The sequence below is a fragment of the Deltaproteobacteria bacterium genome (assembly GCA_028818775.1).
Lineage (GTDB): Bacteria > Desulfobacterota > Binatia > UBA9968 > JAJDTQ01 > JAJDTQ01.
The window spans coordinates 83,523-100,091 of sequence record JAPPNE010000084.1 but is presented as its reverse complement, the minus strand read 5'-3'; the positions used below and the strand labels follow the sequence as shown (position 1 = coordinate 100,091).

Genomic DNA, 16,569 nt, shown 5'->3' with positions numbered 1-16,569 from the left:
CGGGATCGGAAAGGATGCGGTCATGACCCTGATCCTGAACAACGACGACGTGAAGCAGGTGCTCACCATGGACGTCACCATGGCGGCCCTCGAGAAGGCCTACGTCGAACTGGTGGACAAGGAGGCCGTCTGCCGTCCGCGTATCGACCTGCAGGTGCCCACCTCGGACCCCGAGAAGATGTACCAGTGGGGCACCATGGAGGGCGGCTCCACGTCCGGCTACTTCGCCATCCGCATGAAGTCGGACATCATCTACGAGCAGGAGTACAATGGCGCCGTCACGCAGGAGAAGTACTGTGTCCGGCCGGGCCGCTTCTGCGGCCTGATCCTGCTCACGAGCATCGAGAACGGCGAGCCACTGGCGCTGCTGAACGACGGCCACCTGCAACACATGCGCGTGGGCGCCGACTCCGGCATCGGCGCGAAGTACATGGCGCGCGAGGACGCCGCGGTGGTGGGCATGGTGGGCTCGGGCGGCATGGCGCGCTCGCACCTGGAAGCGTTTATGAAGGTGCGGCGCATCGAGCGGGTGCAGGTCTACAGTCCCACCAAGGCGAACCGGGAGGCGTATGCGCGGGAAATGACCGAGCAGTTCGACGTCGAGGCCGTGCCCCTGAGCGATCCGGACGCGCTGTACAAGGGGGCCGACATCATTGCAGGCTGCACCGATTCGGCCGTGGACATCATTACCGGGGCGATGGTGGAGCCGGGCACTCACATCACCTCCATCGGCGGCCGGCCGGACGCCGAGACCTTCGAGCGCATCGAGGTCTCGTTGCGGCTGGGCACCGCGCCGGCGCCCTGGGGCCTGGATGAGTTCGAGCTGCCGGACGAGTACATCACCTATGCGGCGCGGCCCGAACACGACGCCGGTTTCAAGATGAAGCGCAAGCGCCGCCGCGCCCACGGGGTGCAGGGCGGCGACAAGAACGTGATGCTCGCGGACCTTGTGGCGGGGCGGCACCCGGGGCGCACCTCGGCGGACCAGATCACGTATTCGGAACGGGGCAATGTCCAGGGAGCCCAGTTCTATTCGGTGGCCGGCAAGGTCTACGAGCTGGCCAGGGAACGGGGACTCGGCAAGGAGATCCCTACGGAGTGGCTGCTGCAGGACATACGGGATTAGTAGGGAGCCTGTCCAGGTAGTCGAATCGGTGATGGCGGGTGAGGGCCACGGGGGCTGGAGGGCGGACCCAACATCCCCCGTGGCCCTCACCCGCCATCACGACACGTGGGCGAAGGCACGCTCCGTCTGTACGGAAAGGATCGTGAGATGTTGATTCTCAACAACGACGAGATCGAGACGCTGTTGTCGATGGACTCCTGCATCGAAGTGCTGAACAAGGCCTACCAGCAGCTCGCCGACGGCCATGCCGTCAACCGCCCGCGCACGGACCTCTACCTACCCTTTCCCGAGACCGCGGGCGTGTACGCCTTCAAGTCCATGGAGGCGGGGCTGTTCGATCCCAAGGTGGTGGCCCTGCGGCTCAACTCCGACGTGATCCGCTGGGAGGACCGCGGCGATCGCATCGTCAAGGACAAGATTCCCAAGGCGCCGGGGGGCAAGTGGGTCGGGCTCGTGCTGCTGTTCTCGGCCGAGACCGGCGAGCCTCTGGCCATCTTTCCGGACGGGGTGATCCAGGCCTACCGCGTGGCGGCTTCCAGCGCGGTGGCGGCCCGGTACATGGCGCAAGAGAACGTCACCTGTCTCGGGATGCTCGGCTCCGGCTGGCAGGCCCGCGCCCACGTGGAGGCTTTCTGCAAGGTGCGTTCGTTCGAGAAGGTGCTGGTGTTCAGCCCGACCCAGGCGAACCGCGAATCGTTCTGCGCGGAAATGGCGGCCAAGGCCGGGGTTCCGGTGGAACCGTGCGCGGACGCCGCGGTGGTGGCGGCGCAGTCCGAGGTGCTGGTGGCGGCCACCAACGCGATTACGCGGGTGATTCCGCCGGAATGGGTGCGGCCCGGCCTCCATTTCACCTGCGTCAAGCCGTCGGAATTGGGCGACGAAACCGTGGCGCGCGCAGACCGCGTGGTCCTGCACACGCGCAAGGCGGCCCCGGAGAACTACATCGCCGGCATGGGCGATGAAAGGGTAGTGGCCCACGACCCGCTGGAGTTCCTCAACGCGGCGGACAAGGACGCGGTGGAACGGCCCAAGGAACCGCCCTGGGTCGACGCGCCGGAGCTCAAGGACGTGGTGTCCGGAAGAGTGGCGGGTCGCACGAGCCCGGACGAGTCCACCTGTTTCATCAACACCATCGGCCTGGGGCTGCAGTTCGCGGCCGTGGGCGGCGCGGTCTACGCGGACGCCAGGGCCAAGGGGGTAGGGCGGGAGATCCCGACGGAGTGGTTCCTGGAGTCGGTGCACCCGTAACCGGTGCGAGGGCGTGATGGCGGGTCGGGGTGCGAAATGCAGCGCACTCGGGCGGGCTCCCACCGGCGGTCAGGAATCAGGGTTTCAAGGCATCAGCCCGATTGATGCTCCCAGCGACCGGCCACGTCGGTCACCCGTACCGCGCGGCTGCCGTGGCGGATCTGGTAGAGCGTCCGGCGGGTGATCTCCAGGCAGCTCAGGGCGTTGCCGTAGACGAGGCCGGTGTCGAGGCCGATCTTGTAGGGCAGGTCGAAGAAGACTTCCTGCATCGGCGTGTGGCCGAAGAGGACGGTGTGGGACAAGGGATGCGGGTTCATGATGAACTCGTGCCGTATCCAGATGAGTTCCTCGCCCACCTGCTCGTCCCACGTGCGCCGCGGGTTGATGCCCGCGTGCACGCACAGGAAACCGTCGACGAAGTACCACGGCTCGAGCCGCATGAAGAACTCGACGTGCTCCGGCGGCAGTGCGGCCAGAAGACGCCGGCCGTCCTCCGCGGTCGGTGAGCCGGCCGGGGCCCTCACGCCATAGCTGGCGAGGGTGGCCAGTCCGCCGTTCAGGAGAAAGGCGTCGCCGTGGCGGCCCGACAAGTCCATGTACGACAGCATCATGTCTTCATGGTTGCCGCGCAGGAACACGGTCTTCTGCTCGCCGTGCCGGCTCAACTCGGTGAGATAGTCGACGACCCCTTTCGAGTCGGGGCCGCGGTCGATGTAGTCGCCCAGGAAGACGAGGGTGTCGTCCCTTTCAAGGGGAAGGCTCGCGACGAGGGCCGACAGTTCGTCCACGCATCCGTGCACGTCACCGATCACGTAACATTTCATCGTTCTCTTGCACTTCCCTTGCGGCTTCGGTACCGTCCGATGCGCCATGAGTCTCAAGGACCTGTACCTGAAGCCCGGTTTCGTGACCGGTGTGGTGCTCGTGCTGTTGGGAGCCGGCAACTGGATCGTCGGTTCCGTGCAGGTGAACCACTACCGGGCGGTAGTGGCGGCTGGAGCCGATTTCGGAGCGGACGGCGGGTTTGGCAGACGGACGCCGCGGGAAAACAGGGAGACCCTCGGTCGCATCCATGAGGAGAGGGAGCAGTACGACGCCGCCAGGGTGAAGATGGACTTCTTCTACGTCGTGCTGACCGGGGGCCTGATACTCTTTCTGGCCGGCCTCGCGCTGGCCGGCTTTGCTCTTTTCAGGTCGTCCGCGGCGATGCGCTCGGCGGAGTCGCGGAACTGACCGCGGATACCTCAGCGGGAAGGCTTGGACTTCTGGTACTTCCGGTAGTCGTAACCGGTTGCCATGGACAGCAGCAGGTCTTCCATGCCCCCGTCCTTTTCCCGCCTGAGAATCAGCAACCGCTCGAAGAAATCGCGAAAGGTCTTCTGGAGCCGCTGCCGCTCCCCGTTATCCCGCAGGTAGAAATCGTGCAGGCTGGTGACGGCGGTGCGCAGGGCCGAGAACCGCAACTCGTTGGGGAACGAGTCCCACTCGGGCAGCGACAGGGGGCGCAGCCCTTCGTAGCCCATGATCAGTTCCTCGAACCGGTCCAGCCGGTAACGTCCTTCGTGGTAGCACACGGCATTGACGGTCGTGGCAAGGTCGCAGATGAATTTCCCGCGGCACGCCTTGTCGAAGTCCATGATCCCGACCAGGCGCGAGCCCTTGAACTTCATGCTCTCCCAGGACAGATTGCCGTGGATGATGCCCTTGGGGAGGTTGTTGTCGAGATAGGATTCAAGGTAGTTGACCTCGTCATCCAGCACCCGCACGATGGTCTTGAGGTGCGCGGGCAGGATCTTGCGCACGTCCTGGTACAACGCCGCGACCCTCGGGAAGGAGAAGCGGTTCTCCACGCCCTTCTTGTACCCTCTGCCGATCAGATGAAGGTCGGCGAGCACGCGTCCAGCGGCGGAAATCTGTCCCCGTGTGAGATCCGCCACGGGTACCTCGGCCCCATCGATGTTGCGGCTGGCCGAAATGAACCGGCCGTCGGCCTGAAGGTAGTGCTGCCCGCCCCGGCTCTTCAGGGGCTGCAGGCACTGGAAGCCATGGCGCCGCAGGAACAGGAGGAGCTCGATGTCATGCTTGACCTCGTTCTCGCTCTTGAATCCTTCGATGGAGACGAGAAACTTGCCTCGCTTGGTTTCGAGAATGAAGAAGGCCTCGGCGGATTCACGATGGAGTCCCGCGGCGGAGAAAGGCTCGCCGAGGGAGAATTCCTCGGCGATATCCGCCAATTCCCGGGCGTCGGGCTGGGAGAATACGTCAGCTAGAATATGTCGTTCCGATGGTTTCGTATCCGTGGATAACATATGGCCCCTATATTATTCAATTGGAGACTACTTGTCAATAAACTTATCAACAAGCTATCAACAACACGCCTCGAGAACCCGTGCGCAACAGCGTTTCAGGGTCGGCCATCGCCTTGGGTCGCCTATGGCAGTACCTAACGCACTTTTCGTGCCATCGGTAAGTAGGCGAATTTGCGACGATTCTTTCCGGACGTGGGTCGACAAAATTGTCGACCCAAACCGGTGGTACATAGAAATATCTTTTATATTCAACAGGTTATGGGATTCGACGTTTATGTCGGCCGGTCGAGGGCATGGCTGACGCGTTTGTCGCCCGACGCATTGCAGTCCGACACCCGTAAGGATACGATGGAGGAGAGCAAGGAGGGTCCGCCATGGGCGAAGACGATGCCGAGGACGGCCTGGAGGGTGTGGTCCACGAAGACGCGACGGACGAAGAACGGCCGGATTTCTACTATCATGGGATCATCCGGCGCCTCTCCCACCGCAAGAACAACGGCGTGGTACGTACCGCCAGCGGCCGGGATGTGAGGTTTTCCTATCAGATGGTGCGCATGTCCGGCCCGGTGACCTCCCCCAAGGGTCTCAGGGAAGGCATGGTCGTGGGTTACGACCTCGGCTGGACCGGACACGGGCTGCGGGTCACCAGGATCAAGACCTATCCGCGGCCGGAACGCGAGATCAAGGCGCCGGCGCCTGAAGAACAGGACACGACGGACACGACACCAAACTAGAACTTCGTCCCTAGGGCGCCGTCCCGCCCGCGAGGACGAGGATGTGGCTCGACAGAAGTTCTCCCACGAATACCCCCAGCAGGGCGATGTAGAACAGCCCCGTCGCCGCCATGGTGTTCTTGAAGTCCGTCAGGGTCTTCCAGATCATCCAGGAAAGCGCCAGCGGCGCGGCCTGCGCCACCAGGAAGCGCGATGACAGCAGGACCAGGTGGTGGCTGAAGAGCCGTTCCACGGTCGCCTCGGTGGCGGCGGTTCCAAACAGGTAGAGGAGGGCCGTCCCGATCATCTCCAAGCCGGTCTGAATGACCAGCATGACGACGAAGAAACGGAACACGCGGAAGAACGGATCGAGGCTCTGACCCGTTTCGATCAGGTACCAGTGGCCGATCAGCATGCCCACCGTCACGGCGCCCAGCAGCAAGGCCGATACGACAAAGCTCAGCGGCAGAAACACCGCTTCGACCGGACCCAGGGAAGGGCCGGAGAAGCCGTAGGACGCCACCATCAGGCCCGCGAGCCCGGTCAGGATGGCGGTGGAAAAGAAACGAGCCCGCAGAAAGCCCCGCTCCCCCCACAGCGACACGAAGTACAGGAGCAGAAAGAGGGTGAAGACCGCCAGGAGGAGCACTCCCAGGACAGCGCGAACCCCGCTCTCTTCGGGGAGGATGTCGATCTGCCCCCACAGTGCCAGCACCGCGGCGACCACGAGCACGCCGGCGGTGGACTTGTAGAAGCCTCGCTCCAGGTCGTTGAAGGGCGTCGCCGACAAGCCCACCAGCCCGCCCACGGCCACCTGGTAGAGAAACATCACGAACGCCGCGCCGTATGGGTTCATGGCTCGGTTGCTTCCTCCCTCGGGCTTCCCCCGGGCTTGGTGGCGACGTGAAGACAGACCGCTCCCAGCAGGTACCGGCGGATGCGGGTCTCCGCGAAGCCGGCCGAGACAAGCGTCTCCGCCACCGTCTCCGGCGACACGAACGACCGCACGGAATCCGACAGGTAACGGTAGGCCGTGGGGTCGCCGCTCACCATGGCGCCGATGCGCGGCATGAGCTTCCCGAAATAGAGCCAGTAGAGGTGCGCGAAAAGCCCATGGGGCGGCGGAAACATGTCCAGCGACGCCACCTGTCCGCCGGGCTTGAGCACGCGGTACGACTCGCGGAAAAACGACTCCAGGTCGCCCACGTTGCGCAGGACGAAAGCGCTCATGACCGCGTCGAACGCCGCGCTTCGCACCGGCGCGGCGAGCGCGTGCGCCAGCACGTAGTCGACCCGGGATGCCGCACCCGTCCGCACGGCCTGCTCGCGGGCGCGCCGGAGCATGGCCCGCGAGAAATCGACGCCGACCACCCGCGCCCCGGGCGCGAGCACCCGGCAGGCGTCCAGGGCCAGCGCTCCCGTGCCCGTGCCCATGTCCAGGACCGATGCCGGGCGGCCGGCCAGGCCCAGGACGCGGATGAGCTTGCGGCGCCACAGCGAATCGAGCCGGAAGCTGATGATCCGGTTGAGCAGGTCGTAGCGTCCGGCGATGCGATCGAAGATGTTCCGGACCTGGGTATCGCGGGAGGCAAGCCGGGCGCGCGCGGGCATTAACGATCGCGGTCCGTGAGCAGGTGCGCCAGCCCCTTGAGGGCGTCCCGCTCCACCGAGTCCGGCAACCGGTCGACCTCGCGGCACGCCTTGAGCGCGTACTTGCGGGCGAAATCCCGCGCACGCTCGATGACGCTGCCGTTGCCCATGGCGTCGAGAGCGCGCTGGATGTCGTTTTCCGTGGGCTCCCGCGACTGGAACACCTGGGTGACGGCCTTGTGTCCGTCGAGAAGGGAGAGCACGATGGGCAGCGACGGGTTGCCGTCGCGCAGGTCCATGCCGGTGGATTTGCCCAACAGGTCGCGCCGGCCCACGACGTCGAGGACGTCGTCCATCATCTGGAAGGCGATGCCCAGGTTGAGCCCGAAGCTCGCGGCCACCTCGACCTGTTGGCACGGCGCGTCCGCGATGTAGGCCCCGAGCCTGGCGCCCGTCTGAAAGAGCGAGGCGGTCTTGCGCTCGACGATCTCGAGATAGTCGTGCGCGGTGACCGTGCGGCTGCGGTTGAAGGAGCCCTGCAGGATCTCGCCCTCGGTCAGGCTCGTGCACGCGTCCGCGGTCCACTGCACCACCTGCTCATCGAACTTGCCGGCGAACTCGAACGCCTTGATGAACAGGAAATCCCCGGTCACGAGCGTGCGCGTGAGGCCGTAACGCTTGAAGGCCGATTCCTTGCCGCGCCTGAACTCCGCGCCGTCGATGATGTCGTCGTGCAGCAGGGTCGCCGCATGGATCAACTCCATGGCCGTGGCGATGTCCACGGCGTCGTCCACACGCCGGCCGTGGAACGCCTTGAAGGCAAGGAGGGTGATGACGGGCCGGATGCGTTTGCCGCCGCCCCCGATCAGGTGGGAGGCGATCCGGGTCAGCTCCGGCTCCTTCGAACGGGTGCACTCCGCCAGCCTTTGCTCCACCAGCGCCAACTGGTCGGCGACAAAGCCGTAGGGGTCCACCGAGTCGCGGGTTTCCAGGGATTCTTCAGCGATATCCGTCAGAAAAACCTGAAGGTCACTCTCATGGTCTTGCTGTGGCAGAGGGGACTCCGTTTCCTGGGGATGGTGGTGCGAAAGGGGGGAATTGAACCCCCACGGGATTGCTCCCACAGGATCCTGAATCCTGCGCGTCTACCAAATTCCGCCACTTTCGCACGCCGGGGAAAGATTCTATATGTATCAGTGGCTCCGGCCTTGTCAAGTTCGTAGGACCGAATATTGTCTGCTACCATGAAACGTCGGTGAAATGGCCAGCATCCTCATCATCGAGAGCCATCCGATCCTGCGCGAGGCCCTGCGCCAGTTTCTGTTTCCGGAGCATCAGACCGTGGTGCGGGAGGGTTGGTCCGTCCCGGCGGATCTCGAGGGTCACGACCTCGTCATCGTCGACCGCGAGAGCGTCGAGGATGGCCGCGTCGCCGGCGAGCTGCTGCGGTCGCTTCAGCGTCTCAAGATTCCCAGCGTATGGCTTCACCAGGGATCGCCGCCTTCGCTCAAGCCGGCCCGGCTGACCGCGGCCGTGGCCAAGCCATTGGAAGGCCCCGCCCTTGAAGCCGCAATGCGGTCGTTGCTGGAAAATACGTCGCCATTGGGAACGCGGCGGCCGGCGACGGAGGAGCCGCCGGCAGACGACGTCCCGGGATCCGATCCCGCGGACGGCGAGATCATCGAGTTGACGGAGGTCGTGGAGGAACCGGGCTCCGAAAAGCCCTCCGGTAACACGTAGGGGCGGGTTTCAAACCCGCTCCTGCCCGCGTCCCGCGAATGCGGGGCGGCACAGCGCGGAAAACAGAGCACAGATAGGAGTCGCATGCCACGAGAAATCGCCAAGTCGTACAGTCATCTGGAAGTGGAGGGCGAGTGGTACGCCCGCTGGGAGGGAGCCGACCACTTCGCGCCGGCCGGCTCCGGCGCGCCGTCTTTCTCCATGGTGATTCCGCCGCCCAACGTCACCGGCTCCCTCCACATGGGGCATGCGCTGAACAACACCCTCCAGGACGTGCTGTGCCGCTTCCGGCGCATGGACGGCCACGACGTGCTGTGGGTGCCCGGAACGGATCACGCGGGCATCGCCACCCAGAACGTGGTGGAGCGCCAGCTTGCCGCCGAGGGCCGGGATCGGAATGAGCTGGGCCGGGAGGCGTTCATCGAGAAGGTCTGGAGCTGGCGCGAGGAGACCGGCCACACCATCCTGCGGCAATTGCGCGCCCTGGGGGTCTCCTGCGACTGGAGCCGCGAGCGCTTCACCATGGACGAGGGCCTCTCCCGGGCGGTGCGCGAAGCCTTCGTCCGCCTCTGGGAGGAGGGGCTGCTCTACCGCGCGGAACGGCTCATCAACTGGTGCCCGCGCTGCAAGACGGCGCTGGCCGACATCGAGGTGGTGCACGAGGAGGTGGACGGCCACCTGTGGCACGTCCGCTATCCGCTGGTGGAGGGAGGCGAGGTGGTGGTCGCGACAACGCGCCCCGAGACCATGCTCGGCGATACGGGGGTCGCGGTCCATCCGGAGGACGCGCGGCACTCGGGCCATATCGGCCGGCGCGCGCGGCTGCCCATCGTGGGCCGCGAGATCCCTGTGGTGGCCGACGATTTCGTGGATCCGGAGTTCGGCACCGGCGCGGTGAAGATCACTCCCGGGCACGACTTCAACGACTTCGAGATCGGCCTGAGAAACGGTCTTGAAGTTATCAATATCTTTGACGACGATGCCGCGATCCGGCCCGAGGCCTTCGCCGGCGAGGACGGCGAGGCGCCGGCCTGGGCCGGCCCTTACCGTGGCCAGGACCGCCTGGCGGCGCGGGAGCGCGTCGTGCGCGAGCTGGAGGAGCAGGGACTGCTGGCCGAGGTCCAGCCGTACCGCCACGCGGTGGGCAAGTGCTACCGTTGCCAGACGGTCATCGAACCCTATCTGACCCCGCAGTGGTTCGTGAAGATCAAGCCGTTGGCCGACCCCGCCATGGAGGCGGTGCGTGACGGCCGCACCCGCATCATCCCGGAAGCGTGGAAGAACTCGTATTTCGCGTGGATGGAGAACATCAAGGACTGGTGCGTGTCGCGGCAGATCTGGTGGGGACACCAGATACCGGCCTGGTATTGCGCCGGCTGCAACGAGTCCCTGGACGCCGGCGTCGAGCGGGTCCCGCCCGGGTGCGTCCCGGTGGTGGGGAGGAGCGCGCCGGAGCGGTGCGACACCTGCGGCGGCAACCGGTTCGTGCAGGACCCCGACGTCCTGGACACCTGGTTCTCCTCCGCCCTGTGGCCGTTCTCGACCCTGGGCTGGCCCGACGGGACCGCGGATCTCAAGGCCCACTATCCCACTTCCACGCTGGTGACGGGGTTCGACATCCTGTTCTTCTGGGTCGCGCGGATGATGATGATGGGGCTCAGGTTCATGGACGAGGTGCCGTTCCGGGACGTCTACATCCACGCCCTGGTGCGGGACCAGGAAGGACAGAAGATGTCCAAGTCCAAGGGCAACGTCATCGACCCGCTCATCATGGTGAACCGCTACGGCGCCGATCCGTTCCGCTTCACCCTGGTGGCCATGACCGCCATGGGGCGGGACGTGAAGCTCGCGGAGGACCGCATCGCGGGCTACCAGCACTTCGTCAACAAGCTGTGGAACGCCGCGCGCTTCACGCTCATGAACCTCGACGACGACGTGCTCGCCGAACCCCGCCGCGCGCCGGCCGATCTCGCCGGGGCCGATCTCGACCTGGCCGACCGCTGGATCCTGTCGCGCCTCAGGGCCACCGTCGAGCGCGCCCGCGAAGCCATTCGCACGTACCGTTTCAACGACTTCGCACACCATCTCTACCAGTTCACGTGGCACGAGTTCTGCGACTGGTACATCGAGATGAGCAAGCTCCGCCTCAACGGCGCGGACGGTTCCGGCACCACCCAGCGAGTGCTGCACGCCGTTCTCCGGAACATCCTGCTGATGCTCCACCCCTTGATGCCGTTCGTGACCGAGGAACTGTGGGGCGCGGTCACCGCCCGGGACGCCTCGTCGGCTCGGAACGGCGACATCATGGTCCAGCCCTACCCGACGGCCGAGGAGTTTCCCGTGGATGCGGACGCGGAGGAAGAGGTGGCGTTTCTCAGCGGCATCATCCGCGCGGTGCGGAACCTCCGCACCGAGATGAACGTGCCGCCCTCCAGGAAGGTCCGGGTCATGCTCTCCGACTCCGAGGAACGCCTGGCCCTCGTGCGCGCTCATGAACCGCTGTTGTGCGCGCTGGCGCGGACGGAGCCGCCGGAGTACCTTGCCCAAGGCGTGCGGCCCCAGCGGATGGCCACGGCCATCGTCGAGACCACCCAGGTCTACGTACCCCTGGACGGGGCCGTGGACCTGGAGGAGGAAAGCAGTCGCCTGCACCGCTCCCTGGAAAAGCTCGAAACCGAGATCGGGCGCGTGCACAACAAGCTCGCCAACGAGAATTTCACGGCCAAGGCCCGGCCGGACGTGGTGGAGCGGGAGCGCGAGAAGGCGCGCGAGATGGAGGAGAAGATCGAGGCACTGAACCGCAGCCTGGAAAGGATACGGGAGCTTCAGGCACAGTGAGCGGGGAATTGACCGCGGCCGCGATCCTGCGCGGGTTGGGCACCCGGCGCCTCGGGCGCCGCGTCGACGTGCACCCGGAGTTGGCCTCCACCAACCGCACCGCCCACGCGCTGGCCGAGGCCGGCGAGCCCGAGGGCGCCGTCGTCATCGCGGAGGCGCAGACCCGGGGGCAGGGGAGGATGGGCCGGCGGTGGGTTTCGCCGCCGGGTGTCAACCTCTACATCTCGTTCATCCTGCGCCCGCGGCTCGCTCCCGCCGAATCGGCGAAGATCACGCTGCTGACCGCGGTGGCGCTGGCGGACACCCTGAAGGAACACGTTCCCCGCGCGCCCCGGATCAAGTGGCCCAACGACATCCTGCTGGGAGGACTCAAGGTGGCGGGGGTCCTGAGCGAGCTGGCGTGCGAGTCCGAACGCACGCTCTTCGTGATCGTCGGCATCGGCGTGAACCTGAACTACCCGCGGGCGCTCATGCCGCGGGAAATCCGCGAGCGCGCCACCTCGGTGATGGAGGAGGCCGGCGCCGCGGTGGATCGGGTGCGCGTGACCCGTTCCCTGGTGCGGCACATGGAGAACCGCTACATCGAGTTCGAGGAGCAGGGCTTCGTGCCCATCGCGCGCTGCTGGAACGGCTACGCGCGCATGGAAGGGCGCCGGGTGCGCGCGCACACGCCGGACGGCGAGCGCGCCGGACGGGTCCGGGAATTGGACGGAAGCGGCTTCCTGGTGCTGGATTGCGAGGGCGGCCGGACCGAGCGCGTGGTGAGCGGGGACGTGGTCCTGCTGGATGGAGCGGAAGGGTACTAGATGCTGCTGGCCGTGGACATCGGGAACAGCAACACGGTGCTGGGTGTGTACCGCGACCGGGAGCTGGTGACCCACTGGCGCCTGCTGACGGAGCCGCAACGCACGGTGGACGAGTACGGCGCCCTGATCGCGCCGCTGGCGGCGGCCCAGGGGATCGGCGCCGGCGACATCGACGCTATCATCGTCTCCTGCGTGGTGCCGCCCATGGTGGGCATGATCGACGAGTTGGGGCGGAAGTTCTTCGGCGTCAAGCCGCTGCTCGTGGGGCCGGGCCTCAAGACCGGCATGCCGATTCTCTACGACAGCCCGCAGGACGTCGGCGCCGACCGCATCGCCAACGGCGTCGCCGCCTACGAGCGCTTCGGCGCCGCCTGCGTGGTCATCGATTTCGGCACCGCCACCACCTTCGACTGCGTCTCCGACGACGGCGAGTATCTCGGAGGACTGATCGCGCCGGGCCTGGTCATCGCCGTGGAGGCATTGTTCCAGCGGGCATCGAAACTGCCCCGGGTGGAAGTGCTGCGCCCGGGCTCCGTCATCGGCAAGTCCACGGTGCACTCCATCCAGTCGGGCATCTACTACGGCTACGTCGGCCTAGTGGACGGCATCGTCCAGCGCATCGAGCGGGAGAACCGCATCAAGGCGAAGGTGGTGGCCACGGGCGGGGTCGCGTCGCTCATCGCCCGCGAATCGACGGTGATCGAGGACGTGGACGAATTCTTGACCTTGGAAGGGTTACGTCTTATTTACGAAAAGAACGCGACTCCGTCGCAGCGCAAGCGCAGACCCTGATCGATGGTTCAAGGGAGGACGATACATGGCAATTGAAGCTGGCCGGTTACGCAACGTCGGATTGCTGGGACACCGGGGGGCTGGCAAGACCTCCCTGGGCGAGGCGTTGCTTTTCGCCGCCGGCAGCACGAACCGCCTGGGGCGGGTAGAGGACGGCAGCTCCGCTTTCGACTACGAACCCGAGGAGATCCAGAGGCAGGTTTCCATTTCCACCGCGTTTCACTCCCTGGAGTGGCAGAAGACCACGTGCGTCCTGGTGGACACGCCGGGTTTCGCCACCTTTCTTCCGGAGACGGTCCATTCGTTGCCCGCCTGCGGCGGCGCGGTCTTCGTCCTCCATGCCGGCGCCGGCCTGCGGGTGGAAGCGGAGCGGCTCTGGGGCTACGCCGCGGAGCGGGGCCTTCCCCGGATGTTCTTCGTCAACCGCATGGACCGCGAGGAGGCGGACCCGGTGGAGGCGGTGGACGCCATCGCCGGGGAGTTGGGAGGCAAGGCGATCCACGTGCAGGTTCCCATCGGCCACGGGGAAGGTTTCCGGGGGGTCGTGGACCTGATCCGCATGAAGGCGGTGTGCAAGGAGGGGGACGGCAGGGAAACCGAGGAAGACGTCCCCGCGGAGCTTCGGGAACGCGCCGAGGAGATGCGCGTCAACCTGATGGAGAACGTGGCCGAGACCCAGGACGAGCTGCTGGAGAAGTACCTGGAAGGGCAGGAGCTGACCTCGGAGGAGATCTCCGAAGGACTGCGCGCCGGCGTCATGGCGGGGACCTTGTTCCCGGTGCTGTACGGTTCCGCGACCCGGGGCATGGGCGTCGCGGCGCTGTTGGACGGCATCGTCGCATGGCTTCCGTCGCCGCTGGAGGAGGCTGCCGCCAATGGCAGGAATCCGGTGACGGGAGAGGAGGATGCGCGCGGCAAGAGCGCCGACCCCCCGTTCTCGGCGTTCGTCTTCAAGACCATCGTGGACCCTTTCGCGGGCCGGCTGTCCATCATGCGCGTGCTCTCGGGAACGCTCAAGGCCGACAGCACGGTGTACAACCCGGGCAAGGACGCCAAGGAGCGGATCACCCACATATTCCGACCCGAGGGGGGCAAACAGGAGGAGGTTCCGGAGGCGGGCGTGGGCGAGATCGTCGCCGCGGCCAAGCTCAAGGACGTGGCCTCCGGCGACACCTTGTGCGACGAGTCCGCGCCCATCGAGTACCCCAGGCCGATGCATTTCAACCCGTCCATCTCCTTTGCCCTCTCGCCCAAGACCCGGGCCGACGAGGACAAGGTGCCGCAGGCGCTCCAGCGCATGATGGAGGAGGACCCCTCCATCACCATGCACCGCGACGAGCAGACGCGCGAGTTCATCCTGTCGGGCACGGGCCAGCTCCACATTGAAGTGGTGGTGGACAAGCTCAAGCGCAAGTACGGCGCCGAAGTGGAATTGAAGGCGCCCAAGGTGCCCTACCGGGAAACCATCCGCGCCAGCGCCAGCGCTCAGGGAAAATACAAGAAACAGTCCGGCGGCCGCGGCCAGTACGGCGATACGTGGCTCAAGATCGAGCCGCTGCCGCGCGGCAAGGGCTTCGAGTTCGTCGACAAGATCGTCGGCGGCGCCATCCCGCGGAACTACATCCCCGCGGTGGAGAAGGGCATCGTCGAGACCATGTCGGGCGGCTACGTGGCCGGATTCCCCATCATGGACGTGCGCGCGACCCTCTACGACGGATCGTTCCATTCCGTGGACTCGTCCGACATGGCCTTCAAGATCGCGGCGTCGATGGGCTTCAAGAACGCCATGGAGGCCGCCAAGCCGGTGATACTGGAACCGGTCATGTCCATGGAGGTGTCGGTGCCCGACGAGTGCATGGGCGACGTGATCGGGGACCTCAACAGCCGCCGCGGCAAGGTCCTCGGCGTGGACGCCAAGGGGCACAGCCAGATCATCAAGGCGCAGGTGCCCATGTCCGAAGTGCTGCGCTACGCCTCGGACCTGCGTTCCATGACCAGCGGACGCGGCGAGTTCCAGTCGGAGTTCTCGCACTACGACGAGCTGCCGGCGCACCTCATGGAGAAGGTCCAGGCTGAAGCCAAGGCGGAGGCGGAAGGCGACTAGTGTAGCGTCCCGCGTCTCCTTTCGGAGGCAGAGGCGCGAGGTTGCATGGAGAAGAGCTTCGAACAGTTGTCGGCGTCGTTGCTCTACTGCAGCAAGTGCGGTCAGGCCATGCCCGTGCGCGAGCGCCTGCTGCTGGTGCTGCCCGACGGCGACCTCTACGACTACAGTTGCCAGCGCTGCGGCAGCTCGGTGGGTTCCAGGACGGTCAAATCCGAGCCGCAGGTACCCGACGGGTTCCCGCGCCTGGTGCGGGGACTCTGAACGCAGGACTCTGGATGCGCGCCATGATCATCGACTTCCAAAGCCACATCTTCCCCGAACATTACATGGAGGCGATGCGCGATCGGGACGGCGCCGTCGTGCTGGAGGAGCCGGACCCTTACAGCGGCATGGCATACCTTTACGACAAGAACCTCAAGTGCCGCATCAACACCGCCATCTTCAAGGGCCGTAACGTCGAGCAGCGGCTGGAGCACATGGACCGTCAGGGCGTGGACGTGCAGGTGGTGAGTATCCCCGCTCCCGGCGCCGACCGCTACGACCCGGACGACGCGGTGGCGCTGGCGCGGGTGGCCAACGACGAGCTGGCGGAAATGTGCAACCGCCATCCGGACCGCTTCGTCGGCCTGGCGACGCTGCCCACCGCGTCCATCGAGGCATCGCTGCAGGAGCTTGAGCGGGCGGTCCAGGAGTTGGGCCTGCGCGGGTTCGGGTGCTTCACCAACCTCAACGGCCGACCCCTGGACGACGAGGTCTTTTTCCCCCTGTACGAGAAGCTCGCGGAGTACGAGCTGCCAGTCTACCTCCATCCCACCGCGCCTCTCGCCACCGAGGCCGTGGGCCTCGACATCATGCCGATCCTCATCTACGGCTGGGCCTTCGACAGCACGGTGGCCATGACACGTCTGGTGTACGGCCGGGTCATCGAGAGGTTTCCGACCCTGCCGTTCGTCGTGGCGGACGTGGGCGGGGTGCTGGCCTTCTTCGGGCAGCGCGCCATCAACATCTACACCGGCCGCACCGACGAGATGCGCCAACGCTACGGCCTTCAGGAGAATCCGCTGGACTCGTTCCGGCGCTTCTTCGTGGACACCGCGGACCATCCGGCCAACACCCTCAGGTGCGTCATGGACTTCTTCGGCCCCGAGCAATTGGTGTTCGGCACCAACTATCCCTACGGGCCGGACGACGGCTGCGGCTTCATCCGCAACAGCCTCAAGGCCATCGACGACCTGGGTCTCGCGCCGGAGCCCAGGGAACGGATCCTCGGAGGCAACGCCGCCCGGATCCTGCACATCTGATC

Annotated in this window: 16 protein-coding genes and 1 tRNA gene; 11 read left to right on the top strand and 6 right to left on the bottom strand. The window is 65.9% G+C overall.

Features of this window, described 5'->3' with window-relative positions:
- The first annotated feature begins 22 nt into the window (after positions 1 to 22).
- Positions 23 to 1,126 carry an ornithine cyclodeaminase family protein gene (locus OXU42_10265; protein ID MDE0029769.1) on the top strand — a complete coding sequence of 368 codons (1,104 nt, stop codon included), beginning with the start codon at positions 23 to 25 and terminating at the stop codon, positions 1,124 to 1,126.
- 147 nt (positions 1,127 to 1,273) lie between these two features.
- A complete protein-coding gene (locus tag OXU42_10260; GenBank protein ID MDE0029768.1) occupies positions 1,274 to 2,374 on the top strand; it encodes an ornithine cyclodeaminase family protein in 1,101 nt (366 codons plus the stop codon).
- Positions 2,375 to 2,466: 92 nt separating this feature from the next.
- Here OXU42_10260 and OXU42_10255 read toward each other — a convergent pair whose 3' ends face one another.
- A complete protein-coding gene (locus OXU42_10255) occupies positions 2,467 to 3,198 on the bottom strand; it encodes a metallophosphoesterase family protein (GenBank protein MDE0029767.1) in 732 nt (243 codons plus the stop codon).
- Positions 3,199 to 3,244: 46 nt separating this feature from the next.
- Here OXU42_10255 and OXU42_10250 point away from each other — a divergent pair, with 46 nt between their 5' ends.
- On the top strand, positions 3,245 to 3,607 hold the full coding sequence (locus OXU42_10250; GenBank protein ID MDE0029766.1) for a hypothetical protein: 363 nt from the start codon (positions 3,245 to 3,247) through the stop codon (positions 3,605 to 3,607).
- An 11-nt stretch (positions 3,608 to 3,618) separates the two neighbouring features.
- Here OXU42_10250 and OXU42_10245 read toward each other — a convergent pair whose 3' ends face one another.
- Positions 3,619 to 4,608 carry a phosphotransferase gene (locus tag OXU42_10245; GenBank protein MDE0029765.1) on the bottom strand — a complete coding sequence of 330 codons (990 nt, stop codon included), beginning with the start codon at positions 4,606 to 4,608 and terminating at the stop codon, positions 3,619 to 3,621.
- A 449-nt stretch (positions 4,609 to 5,057) separates the two neighbouring features.
- Here OXU42_10245 and OXU42_10240 point away from each other — a divergent pair, with 449 nt between their 5' ends.
- Positions 5,058 to 5,417, top strand: coding sequence for a hypothetical protein (locus tag OXU42_10240; GenBank protein MDE0029764.1), 360 nt, complete (start codon positions 5,058 to 5,060; stop codon positions 5,415 to 5,417).
- Between the two features lie 10 nt (positions 5,418 to 5,427).
- Here the strand turns inward: OXU42_10240 and OXU42_10235 are convergent, their stop codons facing one another.
- The 4 genes from OXU42_10235 to OXU42_10220 all read right to left on the bottom strand — a co-directional run bounded on the left by OXU42_10235 (position 5,428) and on the right by OXU42_10220 (position 8,154).
- Entirely contained in the window at positions 5,428 to 6,252 is an 825-nt protein-coding gene (locus tag OXU42_10235) for a hypothetical protein (protein MDE0029763.1), read from the bottom strand.
- Complete coding sequence (locus tag OXU42_10230) at positions 6,249 to 7,007, bottom strand: ubiquinone/menaquinone biosynthesis methyltransferase (GenBank protein ID MDE0029762.1); 759 nt, start codon at positions 7,005 to 7,007, stop codon at positions 6,249 to 6,251. Before OXU42_10230 ends, OXU42_10235 begins: the two co-directional genes overlap by 4 nt.
- Positions 7,007 to 7,960 (bottom strand): polyprenyl synthetase family protein, encoded by a 954-nt coding sequence (locus OXU42_10225; GenBank protein MDE0029761.1) that lies wholly within the window; start codon positions 7,958 to 7,960, stop codon positions 7,007 to 7,009. The genes OXU42_10230 and OXU42_10225 overlap by 1 nt, the downstream gene beginning before the upstream one ends.
- Positions 7,961 to 8,066: 106 nt before the next feature.
- Positions 8,067 to 8,154, bottom strand: a tRNA-Leu gene (locus tag OXU42_10220).
- A gap of 92 nt (positions 8,155 to 8,246) precedes the next feature.
- Between OXU42_10220 and OXU42_10215 the strand changes: the two genes are divergently transcribed.
- The 7 genes from OXU42_10215 (at position 8,247) to OXU42_10185 (ending at position 16,567) form a co-directional block, all read left to right on the top strand.
- The gene (locus OXU42_10215) at positions 8,247 to 8,726 is read left to right on the top strand and encodes a hypothetical protein (protein MDE0029760.1); all 480 of its coding nucleotides are present in this window, start codon (positions 8,247 to 8,249) and stop codon (positions 8,724 to 8,726) included.
- An 84-nt stretch (positions 8,727 to 8,810) separates the two neighbouring features.
- Entirely contained in the window at positions 8,811 to 11,564 is a 2,754-nt protein-coding gene (locus OXU42_10210) for a valine--tRNA ligase (protein MDE0029759.1), read from the top strand.
- Positions 11,561 to 12,370 carry a biotin--[acetyl-CoA-carboxylase] ligase gene (locus tag OXU42_10205; protein ID MDE0029758.1) on the top strand — a complete coding sequence of 270 codons (810 nt, stop codon included), beginning with the start codon at positions 11,561 to 11,563 and terminating at the stop codon, positions 12,368 to 12,370. Before OXU42_10210 ends, OXU42_10205 begins: the two co-directional genes overlap by 4 nt.
- Positions 12,371 to 13,162 carry a type III pantothenate kinase gene (locus tag OXU42_10200; protein MDE0029757.1) on the top strand — a complete coding sequence of 264 codons (792 nt, stop codon included), beginning with the start codon at positions 12,371 to 12,373 and terminating at the stop codon, positions 13,160 to 13,162.
- A 25-nt stretch (positions 13,163 to 13,187) separates the two neighbouring features.
- The gene (gene fusA, locus OXU42_10195) at positions 13,188 to 15,266 is read left to right on the top strand and encodes an elongation factor G (GenBank protein ID MDE0029756.1); all 2,079 of its coding nucleotides are present in this window, start codon (positions 13,188 to 13,190) and stop codon (positions 15,264 to 15,266) included.
- Between the two features lie 45 nt (positions 15,267 to 15,311).
- Positions 15,312 to 15,527, top strand: a complete 216-nt coding sequence (locus OXU42_10190) for a hypothetical protein (GenBank protein MDE0029755.1) — start codon at positions 15,312 to 15,314, stop codon at positions 15,525 to 15,527.
- 23 nt (positions 15,528 to 15,550) lie between these two features.
- Positions 15,551 to 16,567: an amidohydrolase family protein gene (locus OXU42_10185; GenBank protein ID MDE0029754.1), complete on the top strand. Its 1,017-nt coding sequence runs from the start codon at positions 15,551 to 15,553 to the stop codon at positions 16,565 to 16,567.
- Positions 16,568 to 16,569: the final 2 nt, after the last annotated feature.